The 12529-nt window shown below is 39.4% G+C and carries 12 protein-coding genes; 8 read left to right on the forward strand and 4 right to left on the reverse strand.

The window, feature by feature from the left end; translation table 11 throughout:
* The first annotated feature begins 344 nt into the window (after positions 1-344).
* The 4 genes from B4N75_RS00195 (at position 345) to B4N75_RS00210 (ending at position 4830) form a co-directional block, all read left to right on the forward strand.
* A complete protein-coding gene (locus B4N75_RS00195) occupies positions 345-1700 on the forward strand; it encodes an SLC13 family permease (RefSeq protein ID WP_296706240.1) in 1356 nt (451 codons plus the stop codon).
* Positions 1701-2025: 325 nt separating this feature from the next.
* Entirely contained in the window at positions 2026-2721 is a 696-nt protein-coding gene (locus tag B4N75_RS00200; protein WP_296669173.1) for a polyphosphate polymerase domain-containing protein, read from the forward strand.
* Between the two features lie 43 nt (positions 2722-2764).
* Complete coding sequence (locus B4N75_RS00205; RefSeq protein WP_296669175.1) at positions 2765-3439, forward strand: DUF4956 domain-containing protein; 675 nt, start codon at positions 2765-2767, stop codon at positions 3437-3439.
* 23 nt (positions 3440-3462) lie between these two features.
* Complete coding sequence (locus tag B4N75_RS00210; RefSeq protein WP_296669176.1) at positions 3463-4830, forward strand: CotH kinase family protein; 1368 nt, start codon at positions 3463-3465, stop codon at positions 4828-4830.
* Positions 4831-4832: 2 nt separating this feature from the next.
* On the opposite strand, the gene B4N75_RS00215 is transcribed toward B4N75_RS00210, so the two are convergent.
* The 4 genes from B4N75_RS00215 to B4N75_RS00230 form a co-directional block, all read right to left on the reverse strand.
* Positions 4833-5222 (reverse strand): hypothetical protein, encoded by a 390-nt coding sequence (locus tag B4N75_RS00215; protein WP_296669179.1) that lies wholly within the window; start codon positions 5220-5222, stop codon positions 4833-4835.
* 104 nt (positions 5223-5326) lie between these two features.
* Positions 5327-5539, reverse strand: coding sequence for a hypothetical protein (locus B4N75_RS00220; RefSeq protein WP_296669180.1), 213 nt, complete (start codon positions 5537-5539; stop codon positions 5327-5329).
* A gap of 42 nt (positions 5540-5581) precedes the next feature.
* Positions 5582-6853, reverse strand: coding sequence for an extracellular solute-binding protein (locus B4N75_RS00225; RefSeq protein WP_296669182.1), 1272 nt, complete (start codon positions 6851-6853; stop codon positions 5582-5584).
* Between the two features lie 196 nt (positions 6854-7049).
* A complete protein-coding gene (locus tag B4N75_RS00230; RefSeq protein ID WP_296023515.1) occupies positions 7050-8333 on the reverse strand; it encodes an aminotransferase class I/II-fold pyridoxal phosphate-dependent enzyme in 1284 nt (427 codons plus the stop codon).
* A gap of 85 nt (positions 8334-8418) precedes the next feature.
* On the opposite strand from B4N75_RS00230, the gene B4N75_RS00235 reads away from it, so the two are divergent.
* The 4 genes from B4N75_RS00235 to B4N75_RS00250 are packed head-to-tail and all read left to right on the forward strand — an operon-like array spanning position 8419 to position 12439.
* Positions 8419-9474, forward strand: coding sequence for an AAA family ATPase (locus B4N75_RS00235; protein WP_296023512.1), 1056 nt, complete (start codon positions 8419-8421; stop codon positions 9472-9474).
* 22 nt (positions 9475-9496) lie between these two features.
* Entirely contained in the window at positions 9497-10390 is an 894-nt protein-coding gene (locus B4N75_RS00240; RefSeq protein ID WP_296669185.1) for a DUF58 domain-containing protein, read from the forward strand.
* Positions 10387-11454 (forward strand): hypothetical protein, encoded by a 1068-nt coding sequence (locus tag B4N75_RS00245; RefSeq protein WP_296706242.1) that lies wholly within the window; start codon positions 10387-10389, stop codon positions 11452-11454. Before B4N75_RS00240 ends, B4N75_RS00245 begins: the two co-directional genes overlap by 4 nt.
* Positions 11432-12439: a VWA domain-containing protein gene (locus B4N75_RS00250; RefSeq protein WP_296706244.1), complete on the forward strand. Its 1008-nt coding sequence runs from the start codon at positions 11432-11434 to the stop codon at positions 12437-12439. Before B4N75_RS00245 ends, B4N75_RS00250 begins: the two co-directional genes overlap by 23 nt.
* Positions 12440-12529: the final 90 nt, after the last annotated feature.

Genomic DNA, 12529 nt, shown 5'->3' on the forward strand with positions numbered 1-12529 from the left:
AAAAAAATCTAACTTAAACGCATTATAGTATTTTTGAGCCGTGAATTCAATGACAATAATTGCGATTTTGTCGTTAATTATTTTTTATTATTGGGCAAAATTGAGCAAAATACCGGGTAAAATTCTTGGAAATTCGGAGCTCATTTTCTTGTCAAACCGGCTCTTGCTGCAAGTCCTCCTTCGCTCCGCTCGTCCGGTCTTTCCGTGGCGATCCGGGCTAAGTTTTTCTCTAAAAACGCGCAGTTTCCTCATTTTTTTTGCATCTTTGCTTAACCGTTTTTTTTTGCTTTTCCATGTCGCCTTAATTTGCTAAAATAATTCCACTTTTTTATTGAGGTTTTTTTATGGAACTAAAATGGGTTATTTTGGCACTTGCCGTCTTAATGTACGCGCTTGTAATCGTCTTTCAGGACAAAAAAGTGTGGTTTACGACATTTGCCGGAATTTTATGCATTGTGCTCGGAATGATTTTTCCGGGCGCTATTTTTGGTTCTGCAGAAGGACATGTTTCACGTCTTTTTGCTTTGACAAACGCTTTCGGTACCTTGATTAACTGGAACGTTCTTATGATTTATGTCGGCGCAATGACGATCGCGGCGCTTTTCTTGTATTCAAAAGTTCCTGCAAAAATTGCCGACTGGCTTGTTTCCATTGCGCCTTCGACAGGAGTTGCGATTGTCCTTATCCTTGCAATGACCGGAATTATTTCGATTTTTGTCGAAAACGTTGCGACTGTTCTTGTTATGGCTCCAATTGCGCTGAGTCTCTGCAAAAAATTAAAAATGAACCCGACAATGTTTATGGTCGGTCTCGCTGTTATGTCAAATCTCGAAGGAACAGCAACCCTTGTAGGCGATCCTCCGAGCATGATTTTTGCCGCGGTTGCAAATTACAATTTTAACGACTTTTTTATTCACGAAGGAAAACTTTCCATATTCTTTGTTGTTCAGACAGGACTTCTTGCAGGCTGTATTTTCTTCTATATGGTGTTTGCGCATTTAAAGGACAAATCTGCTGTTCAAAGCGAGCCTGTTCTCTCAGCCTTTCCTGCCGCTTTAATGCTTGTCATGATTTTCGGGCTTGCGGCTCTTTCTTTTGCAGGTTCTTCCCTTGCAAAAATTGTTCCTGAATGCATAATGAACCTTTCTTCCGGGCTTTTTGTAATAATTTTGGCGGCAATAGGAGTTTTGTGGTATTCTGCAAAACAGAAAAAGACCAAAAGCGAAGTCTGGACTTTGATAAAGGAGCTTGACTGGGAAACAATTTTCTTTCTGATGGGAATTTTCGTTGTCGTTGGAGCAATCAGCGGAGTAGGGCTTTTAAAAGAATTTGCAAATTTTCTTGTTCACTTCTGCGGCGGAAGTAAATTTTTGGGCTTTGTTGTAATTCTTGCAGTGAGCATTTTGATTTCTGGATTTGTGGACAACGTTCCTTACATTATGGTTATGCTTCCTGTCGCTCAGCAGATGGGCGCCGGACTAGGAATGGGAGCCGACCTTTTTATGTTTGCATTGCTCGTTGGCTCTTGTCTTGGCGGAAACCTCACTCCTTTTGGAGCAAGCGCAAATGTTGTGGCCATGGGAATCGTCAAAAACGAAGGCTATCCAATGTCATTTGCAAAATGGCTAAAAGTCGGAGGAAGTTTTACAATTATTACAACAACAGCCTCGGCAGTCGTTCTTTGGCTTTTGTGGAGCTAAAAACTAAAAATCGCAAAAACGTGCAAAAACGGGATGCAGTTAAAAAAGCATCTCGTTTTTTTTATTTAAAACTTTGGAGCGAGATAGCTCTCAAACCGTCCTTCCGCAATTCGGTAACCCTCAGCCGCTTCGGGCCGCCTTTGGCGTTGCTCCAGCACGGGCTAAGTATTGCTTAAAAAAAATCTTTGGTTCTTTAGGTTAAATATTTAATTATTTAAACTTATTTCAAATTTTTATAAGTAAATCGGTTTACACTCAGAAAACATTTCTTTATACTTTATACATAAGTTACCGATTGTTCGGTAGTTTTTAAGGACTTGCGGCAATGCCTAAATTCAGACACGAGTTTAAATATTTTTCTCCTGAAATGGTTCTTTCTGCGATAGAACAGCGGATGGGAGCGTTGTTAAGCCTGGATAAAAATACTGGAGAAGCAGGCGAATATGCAATTCGAAGCATTTATTTTGATGATATTTACGGCACTTGCTTTTTAGAAAACGAAAACGGAACAGATCCTCGCGAAAAATTCAGAATTAGAATTTACAACTGTTCAAAAGAGCGTATTGCTTTGGAATTAAAGCAAAAAGTAAATGGAATGTGCCTTAAAACGTCGTGTCCTGTTCCGCTAAAAACCCTTGAACAAATTATGGCCGGCCAAATTCCAGATTTTACGGCCGAAACTCCATATCTATTAAAAAAATTGATTTCCCAGATGCATTTTCGTGCATTGAGGCCTGTTGTAATTGTTGCTTACGAGAGAGTTCCTTTTGTTTATCCGGACGGAAATGTTCGTGTAACTTTTGACAGGAACCTTCGCAGTTCAAGCAACATAGAAGATTTTTTTAATCCGCAGGCAGCGTTCAGACCGGTTCTACCGGTCGGAACTAATATGATGGAAGTAAAATTCGACGAATTTTTGCCGGATTTTATAAACGAGGCGTGTCAGACGAGCCTTTTGCAATGGACGAGTTTTTCAAAATTCTACCTTTGCAGAAAATTTGACATTAACGGAATGGCTTAAAATTTTTAAAATTATAAAAACATAAAAAAGGACGGTAGCTTTTATGGGATTTAAGGATATTTTCAAAAAATCATTCATTCAGGGATTTACAAGATACGATGCGACTCCGGAAAACATCATCATAGTTTTTTTGATTGCGTCTGTTTTTGCGCTTTATATTTTCTTCGCTTACAGGCTTTTGACGCGCCGAACCTTTTATTCAAAGTCGTTTAACATTGCGCTTCCTGCTCTTGTATTGATTACTGCCGGTGTAATTTTGACGATTCAGTCGAGCGTTGTAATTTCTTTAGGTATGGTCGGCGCTCTTTCTATTGTCCGCTTTAGAACTGCAATAAAAGATCCAATGGATTTGGTTTTTCTGTTTTGGGCGATTTCTACAGGAATTATCTGTGGCGCAGGTCTTGCTCAAATTTCGTGCGTGCTTGCGTTTATTTTGACAGTTGCTCTTTTTGTTTTGGACAGGCTTCCTGTTGCAAAAGCTCCAAAAATTTTAATGGTAAGCGGCAATAGTTACGAACTCGAAAAAAGCATAATGGCGCTAGTTCAAAAATATTGCAAAACTTTTGCAGTAAAAAGCCGCGCTCTTTCTAATGGAAAAATCAACCTTGTTGTAGAAATCCGCGCTTCTGACGATTCTGCTCTTTTACAGGAAGTTGCCGCTCTCGAAAATGTTGTTTCTTCAACAATTCTTGCGCACGACGGCGAAGTAACTTACTAGATTTATCTGAAAAAAAAGAAAATATGAGCGTTTTTAATGGAATAAAAAGATATTCGGCTGGCTTTGTTTTTTTATTTGTTCTGCTTTCGTTTGGCTGTGTTTTAGCATTTTTGCTTTCTTCTGAACGGGAAGTTACTTTTGAAAGTTGCAAAAAACTTGGTCTTCCGATACTCGAGCTTTCTACAAACAAAAAGAAAGAAATTACAAGCAAAGAAGATTATGTAAAAGGCGAATTTACTTTAACGGATCCTTCTGTCGTTCTTACAGGAAAATGCAAGGTTCGTGGACACGGAAATTCAACCTGGAAAACAACTTTTACAAATAAAAAACCGTATCTTTTAAAACTTGACCGTGAGGCAAATCTTTTGGGAATGCCGGGCGCCCGAAAATGGATTTTGATGGCAAACTCCTGCGACCGCTCAATGCTGCGAAATTTTTATGCCGAGCATCTTACTCACAATGTCTGGGACAAAATGCGGTGGAATCCGCAGTCAAAATTTATAACCCTCTTTATAAATGGCAAATACCGCGGACTTTATTCGGTTACGGAAAAAGTTGAAGTTGAAAAAAGCCGCGTTGAATTCGAGGGTGAAGGTTTTCTTGCCGAAATCGACAGCCACGGCGGCCGTCCATATTCTTTTTCAAGCCCGACAGGCTTAAGGTTTCATATCCGCTCTCCCAAGTCAACCGAAGAAAACTACAAAAAATGGGCGGAAAAAATAAACGAACTCGAAAATATTCTTTATAGCGAAAACTGGTTAAAAGAAGACGGGTACAAAAAATATTTTGATATGGATTCGTTTGTTGACTGGTATCTTCTTTCTGAGTTTTCGAAAAATTATGATGCAAAGTTCTATAACTCGGTCTTTATGAATTATGACTACAGTCAGGACAAACTTTTTATGGGGCCTGCCTGGGATCATGATATTGCGTTTGGAAACAGCGGCGAAAGTTCTACAGGAAGCAATTCTTATAACTCTCTCGTAAGCAACAGCGCGTGGATTCAAATGTTCAAGGTTTTTGATTTTTCTAAAAATTCGACAATGCCGTCCAACGAAGAAGGTTTTTTGATAAATCAGTCGTCTTGGTATCATCGCCTTTTTAACGATGCAGATTTTGTAAATGCGGTAGAAAAACGTTGGCTCGAAACCCGGCTTGAATTAAAATCTTCGATTGACTGGCTCAAGGAGCAGGGCGAGCTTTTAAATTCTGCCGGAGAATTAAACGACAGCGTATGGCACATAATTGGAAGCGCGATCTGGCCACGTGCGCCCGGATACCGCGACAGAAAAACTTATAAAAGCGAAGTAAAATATCTTACGGACTGGTGCGAGCAGCGCTTTGAGTGGATGGACAGTATTTTTTACCAGAAAAAGTTTGCAAATAACTAGAATTATGCCGTCAAATCGAGAAGTTGTCCTGTCTGAGGCTGCACTCCTGCAAGTCCGTAGCCTGTCATATGGGATTTTTCGATTTCGTTTTGAATCTGCGACTGATAATTTTGAATAAGGCTTTCCATTTGGCCATCGCTCAAATTTAAATTGTCGGAAAATTCTGCTTTTGGCTGGCTTTTCATGGAGATAAGCTGGTTTAAAAGAGAGTTTAAAATCTGAATTTTGCTTACAGAAACGCCGTGTTCTGGGATTGAAGAAGCAACTCCAGAAATATGGTCAAATTGAGAATAAATAACGGAAGCAGGATTTACAGGAACATAGAGTTTTCCTGAGCTGCCGCTTAAAATTCTGCCGTATGAATAAGCATTTAATGAAATAGAATTGACCATAACTCAACCTCTAGTAAATTTTCGGAAAAATAAAAATTTAGTTTAGAGGCTGATATATTTTTTCTGGCATTTTGTGCAAATGTCAGAAAAAAGACGTGGATTTTTTAGCGTTTTTTTCCTAGAACGTTGTCAACTTCTTCCTGAGTTACAGAAATCTGTTCAATTTTTAATCTGTCCGAAAACAATTTGCTGTTTTTTTCAAAATTTTCCAAGATTTGAGATGACTTAAATTTTGGTTTTCTTATATTTTTTATTTTAGAACGTTCTGCCTGTAAAAGTCTGTTTAGTTCGTCCTGAGAAATAAAAGTTTCGCTCATAATTTTGCGCTCCCGTAAAAAGTCAAGATTAAAACTTCAGTTTTAGTCAAATTGCTTTGACCATGTATTTAAAAGCGATTCCATCGTAAGATTTTTTTTGTCGCTGTCTGTTTTTATTGCATTGTTCAAATAAGGAAAAATTACGCGCTCTTTTATGCTTTGCCATCGTGGCGGAAAAGCCTGTGGCGCTGCAATTTTTTCTTCTGCCGGCAAGTTTCCGAGCAAATTTCTGTAAAAAGTTGGGAAAATGCGCTCGTTTACACCTTTTATTGTCGAAAAGCCAGACACAATTCCAAAAGTCGCCGTGTCCAGATGCATTTTTGCAGAGCGTTCTAGCAAAAGCTTTTGATTTTTTTCTTGGAAAAACCAGCGGATAAAATTTTCAGCCTGCCTTGGATTTTTTGCGTGTTTGTAAACTGCCATAGAAACAATATCGTCTTTTGCAGGAATAAAGCCGTTTATCGAAAGCCATCGGAAATCAATTTCGCCAAGCTGTTCAAAAGAAATTTTAAAAAGTTCGTTGCTCGTTATGTAGCTAAAAAGCGTTCTGCCTTCGGCAATTTGTCTGTATTTTGGTGTGTAGAGGTATTTGAATTCAAAATCTTGCTCTGCCGTTGTGCTTGAGTTTTTTTCTTTAGTCCAGGCTCTGATATATTCAACAGCTTCTGAAAGTTTTTTTTCGTCCCAGATAAAACCGTTTCCTTTTTGCTTAAAACATGGACCGAATTTTTTAGCGACTTCGTACAAAAATTCATCGTCCCAGGAAGGGGCAAAACCCATTTTTGTATAGAAACCTTTTTTGTTCACTGCATTAAAGTCTCCGGCAAGTTCTTTTATCTGCTCAAGAGAAAGCGAATATTGATTTGGAATTTTATCTTCGTTTTTGGAAGAAAAGACAAAAAGCGGAAGGTTAAAACTGACAGGAAGAAGATATTGGCTGTCAAAAACTTTGCCGTATTCAACGAGAGGCGCGTAAAGTGTAGAAATATCGATGCTGTCTTTGCTTAAAAGTGAATCGAGAGGCCTAAAAAGTTTGCGTGTGCTGTCGTTTTTGAGCCATGAGCCTGCGATTAAATCCGGTTTTTCTTCATCTTTTGCAGGGGGAAGTGAACTTGCGAGACGTTTTTTGTAAACTATTACAGCTTTTGTCTTGTCTTGAATCGAATTAAAAAGTTCACTGTAAGAAACAAATTCTTCGCGGTCAGTCCAAATTATAAAAGTGTCTGGCGAATTGTCTTGTATCTTGCATCCAAAAAAAAGTCCGCAAAAAATAAAAATCGCCGCAAAAAAATAAGTCCTCAAAAATCCAGTCATTATTTGAGTATACCGCATTTTTTTATATTTATAAATATTCAAGAATAGAAAAAAATCAACGATTTAACAAAGCGGCATATTTTTTATAAACCGTATGACAGGCTGACGGCGCAATTTTAAGATTGTGAGCAGATTGCCGCCAAATAAAAAAGACGCCAGATTTTCTGACGTCTTTTTGTGTTTTTATAAAATTGATTTACATATTGTCGGCGCATTCGTAAATAGCTTTATATACTGTTTCAACCTGTTCTTTTTCAAGGCTGGAGAATGCGACTCTGAGTGTTTCTGAATCAATTGCAACTGTTCCAATCTGTTTTTCGTGCAGAATTTTCTGGCGCAGCTGTTCAGCATCGACTTTTGTATGAAAACTCATAAAATATCCTGAATTGAACGGCAGGGCTTCAAGATTTTTGCTTGTATGCGATGTCACGAATTTTTTTACTTCTTCATAGCGTTCTTCGAGAAGTTTTCGAAAATTCTTTTTCTGAATTTCGAGCGCTGGATCGCTGAATGCACGCAGAGCAAGGCTTTGGCTTGGTGTTGACGAGCAGCTTACGGAAGAACGGATCAAACCCATAAGTTTTTTTTCGAGCGCAGCGTAGTGTCCGTCTGTTAAGCCTTTTCCTCCAAATGTTAAAAATCCTGTGCGGAATCCCCAGACAAAGTCTTCTTTTGTTGGTCCGTCGATTTTTACAGCAAGAACATTTTCGTGCAAGTCTGCAAATTCTGCAAAAAGAGACTGCGGATAAATGTCGTTTTCGTAGTTTAGTCCAAAATATGCATCATCGTCCCAAATAAGAACTTTTGCGCCTTTTTCTGCAATATCGCGGATTATTTTTACAATCTGAGCTGCTTCTGCGTTTGTAGGTGAATAGCCGCTTGGATTTTGCGGAAAGTTTAAAAGTAAGCGGACAAAGCCTGTTTCTGCTTCTTTTTCTACTGCTTTTTTGAACGAGTCAAGGTCGAATCCATCGCCTGAAAAAAGATTGAATGTGTGGAGCTGTGAATTTCTGCGTGTTTCTACAATGAGCGCATAATTGTCCCAGCTTGGGTTTGGCGAAAGAAGAGGTTTGTCTTCGTCAAGAAAAAGGTCTGCAAGATAGGAAAGGCCTGCTGTTAGTCCCGGAACTACAACTGGCATGGAAATTGATTTTCCTTTGAGCCCTGGATTTTTTTTGTAGATTAAATCTTTCCAAAGTGCACGAAGCTCCGGATTGCCAGCGGTCGGCATATACGAAACCAATTCTCCGGCAGAAAGCTCTGGCGCATATTTATGCACAGCTTCGAGAATTGCCGGTTTTCCGCCTGTTAGCGTTGTTCCGATTGTTGCATTTGCAACTTTTCCGAATTTTTTTGCTTCTCCTCCCTGAGCAATAATGCCTTTCGGGAAGAAAATCCGTAATCCTAAGTCTGAAAGCAACTCGCCTGGAGTTGTGTTTTTAAGAACATTGTTCAATTCTTGTGCTAAAGGGTTCAACATGATAAAGTATATTATCGCTATAAAGTACGTGCGTCAATTGGATATGCATAAAAACTGCATAAATATACAATTTTCAGGCTATAAAATGGATAAAAATAATATAAATTCAACTTTAACTGGTTTTGAAGATACGGAATTTAACGGACAAGGTGGCAACGGCGAAAGTATTCAGGATTCGGTAATTTTTGAAAACTGCCGTAAGATTTTGGAAGAGTGCCGGACAGAAGCCGCAAAACGGCTTGTTGGGCAGGGACAGGTAATTGATGCAATCCTTACTGCAATAATTACAGGCGGACATATTCTTTTGGAAGGTGTTCCTGGTCTTGCAAAAACACTTGCCGTAAAAACTTTTGCTGAACTTTCTGGGCTTGATTTTAAGCGCATTCAGTTTACTCCGGATCTTTTGCCTGCGGATGTAAGCGGAACTTTGATTTACGAACAGAACACTGGAAATTTTTCTGTCAGAAAAGGTCCTGTTTTTACAAACATTGTGCTTGCCGATGAAATTAACCGCGCTCCTGCAAAAGTTCAGTCGGCGTTGCTTGAAGCTATGGCGGAAAAACAGGTTACGATTGGTGAAAAAACTTACCCTCTTCCTCAGCCATTTTTAGTTCTTGCAACTCAAAACCCGATTGAGCAGGAAGGAACTTATAATTTGCCGGAAGCTGAACTTGACCGTTTTTTGCTAAAAGTTCTGGTTTCTTATCCGACTCCTCAGGAAGAAATTCAAATCGTAAAAACTGCCGGAAAAGCGGGAGAAGTCGCCGTAAAAAAAGTGCTTTCCGCTCAAAAAATAAAAGACTTGCAGTCGGCTTTTGAAAAAGTTGTCTGCGCTGACAAAATTATCGAGTATATGGTAAACATTGTTTCGGTAACGCGCAGCCTTAATACTGGACGGCGCACTGACTTTTCAAAATATATTTCTTTTGGCGCTTCGCCTCGTTCTGGAATTGCTCTTTTGCAGTGTTCAAAAGTAAAAGCCTTGTTTGCCGGACGTTCTTTTGTTTTGCCGGAAGACGTAAAAAATGCCGCCTGCGAAGTTTTAAGGCACAGGCTTGTTCTTTCTTACGAAGCTGCCGCCGATGGAATAACTGCCGACGAAATTATTTCAAAAATCTTGACGTTTGTTCCTGTTCCATAGTTGAATTTTTTAAGGCTGTCCGATGCTGAAAATTTTTGACGAAAATTCAAACAGACTTGTACAGAAAGCTTCTCTTTTAAAATTGTCTGCAAAAACTCTTGCCGACAATCTGCGTCTTGGCGGTTTTAAGTCGCTTTACCGTGGTCAAGGAATTGATTTTTACGGAGTTCGCGAATACAACGCCGGAGATAACGTTCGTTCAATTGACTGGAACGTTACAGCAAGAATGGGACATCCTTTTGTAAAATTATACGAAGAAGACCGTGAGCTTCAGGTGTTTTTTGTTTTGGACCGTTCTCTTTCGATGTTTTCTGGAACAAATAAAAAAACTCGGATTCAGGTTGCTTCGGAAGCTGCCGCGCTCTTGGTTCTTGCCTGTTTGCAAAATAATTCTTCGATTGGGGCTGTTTTTTTTGACGGAAAAATAAGATTCAGCACAAAGGCAAAAACTGGGCGGGATCAGGCAATGATGATTTTGAGCAGGCTTGATGAAGCGGAGGAAAAAATTGAAAGAGGTTCTGTTCTTGGATCTGCGCTAAAAGGTGCCCATAAACTTTTAAAAAAACGTTCTCTGGTTTTTGTAATTTCGGATTTCCGTTCATCTCTTTGGCAGGAAAACCTTGCAAGGCTTGCAGAAAAAAATGACGTTGTCGCAATGCGGATTACGGATTCTTTGGACAGCGAATTACCAGAAATCGGAACAGCTTTTTTTTCTGACATTGAAAGCGGTGTTACAAGAAAATTTCCGACATCTTTAAAAGCCTTTAAAAATGCCTGGCTTGAAGACAATCGCCGCCGTCTGGACAGTTGGAAAGAATTCTGTCTGAGGCACGGAGCAAGCCCTGTAATTTTATCGACTGCGGATGACCCTGCCTATGTTTTGAATAAGTTTTTTTGCAGCCGGAGAGAAAGATGAAAAAAGTTTTTCTTTTGCTGTTTTGTTTTGTTTTGTCCGGCTCATTTTGCTTTGCCCAGAATCTTGTTTCAAAAAATTCAAGTTCAAACGGCGCGGTGCAGATTCTTATGCCGAAAAATATTTATGTTGGCGACAGATGTGAATTAAAATATGTTTTTCATACCGATGTTGATCTTTTTGAAAATAAAATTTCCGGAACTGACATAAAAACTCTCGATCTTTTGACTGGCTGGCCTGTTTTTAATAAAATGTCGGAAAAATGTCTGGTTTATCGGGTCGTTTTGGAGCACATCGGTTTTGAATACACGCTCACAGTTTTTTTTATTCCGTGGCAGACTGGCGTAATTGATTTTTCTTCATTCGATTTGGCGAATCTGGTTCGCGCTTCGCAAAAAAAAGAACGCTCCGTTGCGGCTTTTCCTGTAGATTTTGCCCCTGTTTCTGTAAATTCACTTGCCGAAAAAATCGGGGCTGTTTCTCTTAGGCCTCCGGCAGGTCCTCTCGTTGTTCCAGGAACTTCTTTTTTATTGATTATTCTTGCGGTAATTTTTTTTGTTTGTGCCGGAATTGCCGTATTTTTTATTTTTAAACTGCCGTATTTTTTAGCGTTTTTTATTCTTGCTGGAGAACAGCGAAAAATCAAAAAACTTTATAAAAATTCGCAAAGGCAGTTGAACAAGCTTCTCAAAGAAAAAAAAGATGATGAAGAATTTTGCTCTCAGCTTACGCTTACCGTCAGAAAATATCTGTGCGGCCGGTTTGACGAATGTTTTTTGTCAATGACATGTGAACATTTTTACGAAAAATTTGAAAAAATAGCCTGCGGTTCACTTTCAGAAGCGCAAAGTTCTGCTGTGAGCGACATTGTGGAAGTTTTTGGAAGATGTGATTATATTCGCTTTGCAAAAGGTTCTGTCGATTCGTTTAAAAAGCCAGCTTCTCTTTACGAAGCGGTGCTTGCTGACGGAGAACGCGAAATTCTTGTAAACCGCTGTCTTAGCGCCATAAATTTTTTTACTTTTGAACTGGAGAATGAATCAAATGATAAGAATGCCAGTGTTTGAAAACCCGACTGCTTTTTTATTTTTGGCGGCGGTTCCTGCTCTTTTTATTCTCCGCCAGCTTAAAATTTTCAAAAAAATTTCTTTTCCAGTTGTTTTTGCGGATTGGAAAGGAAAAAGTTTTGTCTGGAAAGGAAAAGTTTCTGTTTTTTTTAACGCGCTTTCTGTTTTTTTGTGCGCGGCAGGTTATGCAAGCCTTGTCTGTGCTTTTGCCGACCCTGTAATTCAAAAACAGGAAAAAATTTATACTTCTAAGGGCGCAGATATTCTTTTTGTGCTTGATACGAGCCCTTCAATGTCAGCCCGCGATATTGCAAATATGACCCGTCTTGACGCTGCAAAACAGGGAATCCGCACTCTTGTAAACAACAACAGAGGCGCCGCTTTTGGACTTGTTGCCATGGCAAGCGAGGCCGCTGCGATTGTTCCGCCGACTGTTGACCATGAGCTTTTTTTGCGCCGTCTGGATTCTCTTGTTACAGGCGGGCTGGGAGAAGGAACTGCTCTTGGAATCGGTTTAAGCAGTGCCGTTTACCATCTTATAGCTTCTTCTGCTCCAAAAAAATGCGTTGTTTTAATAACCGACGGTGAAAATAACGCAGGTTCAATTCATCCTGACACAGCGGCAAATCTTGCTGCCCAAAATGGAATTACAGTCTACGCTTTTGGAATAGGAACAAAAGGAACAGTTCCAATTGAATATGTTGATCCAAAAACTGGCAAAGTTCATTCCGGCTATTACGATTCTGAATTTGATTCGTCTTCCCTTGAGGAAATTGCTCTTGCCGGCGGCGGAACGTATTTTGGAATAGAATCGACTGCCTCTTTTGCGGAGGCTCTTAATTCTGTCAGCCGGAAACAGAATGTTTTGCAGGCTTTTCACTATAAATCTTCAAACAGGCAGCTTTATTCATATTTTTTGATTTTTTCAGCGATTGTTTTTTTTGCAGCGTGGTTTATCCGCCGAATTTTATTGAAAGAAATTTAAAACTTAATCGAGGAGTTTTATGCTGGACATTCAAAGACCGTACGCTTTTTTTATTTTGTTGATTTTATTTGTTTTCTCCGCTTATGATTT

This window comes from Treponema sp. UBA7570 (assembly GCA_002477955.1).
GTDB lineage: Bacteria > Spirochaetota > Spirochaetia > Treponematales > Treponemataceae > Treponema_D.

Excerpts from the sequence above, each read along its gene's own strand:
- B4N75_RS00195 (WP_296706240.1), top strand. The coding sequence starts at position 345 with ATGGAACTAAAATGGGTTATTTTGGCACTTGCCGTCTTAATGTACGCG.
- B4N75_RS00200 (WP_296669173.1), top strand. The coding sequence starts at position 2,026 with ATGCCTAAATTCAGACACGAGTTTAAATATTTTTCTCCTGAAATGGTT.
- B4N75_RS00205 (WP_296669175.1), top strand. The coding sequence starts at position 2,765 with ATGGGATTTAAGGATATTTTCAAAAAATCATTCATTCAGGGATTTACA.
- B4N75_RS00210 (WP_296669176.1), top strand. The coding sequence starts at position 3,463 with ATGAGCGTTTTTAATGGAATAAAAAGATATTCGGCTGGCTTTGTTTTT.
- B4N75_RS00215 (WP_296669179.1), bottom strand. The coding sequence starts at position 5,222 with ATGGTCAATTCTATTTCATTAAATGCTTATTCATACGGCAGAATTTTA.
- B4N75_RS00220 (WP_296669180.1), bottom strand. The coding sequence starts at position 5,539 with ATGAGCGAAACTTTTATTTCTCAGGACGAACTAAACAGACTTTTACAG.
- B4N75_RS00225 (WP_296669182.1), bottom strand. The coding sequence starts at position 6,853 with ATGACTGGATTTTTGAGGACTTATTTTTTTGCGGCGATTTTTATTTTT.
- B4N75_RS00230 (WP_296023515.1), bottom strand. The coding sequence starts at position 8,333 with ATGTTGAACCCTTTAGCACAAGAATTGAACAATGTTCTTAAAAACACA.
- B4N75_RS00235 (WP_296023512.1), top strand. The coding sequence starts at position 8,419 with ATGGATAAAAATAATATAAATTCAACTTTAACTGGTTTTGAAGATACG.
- B4N75_RS00240 (WP_296669185.1), top strand. The coding sequence starts at position 9,497 with ATGCTGAAAATTTTTGACGAAAATTCAAACAGACTTGTACAGAAAGCT.
- B4N75_RS00245 (WP_296706242.1), top strand. The coding sequence starts at position 10,387 with ATGAAAAAAGTTTTTCTTTTGCTGTTTTGTTTTGTTTTGTCCGGCTCA.
- B4N75_RS00250 (WP_296706244.1), top strand. The coding sequence starts at position 11,432 with ATGATAAGAATGCCAGTGTTTGAAAACCCGACTGCTTTTTTATTTTTG.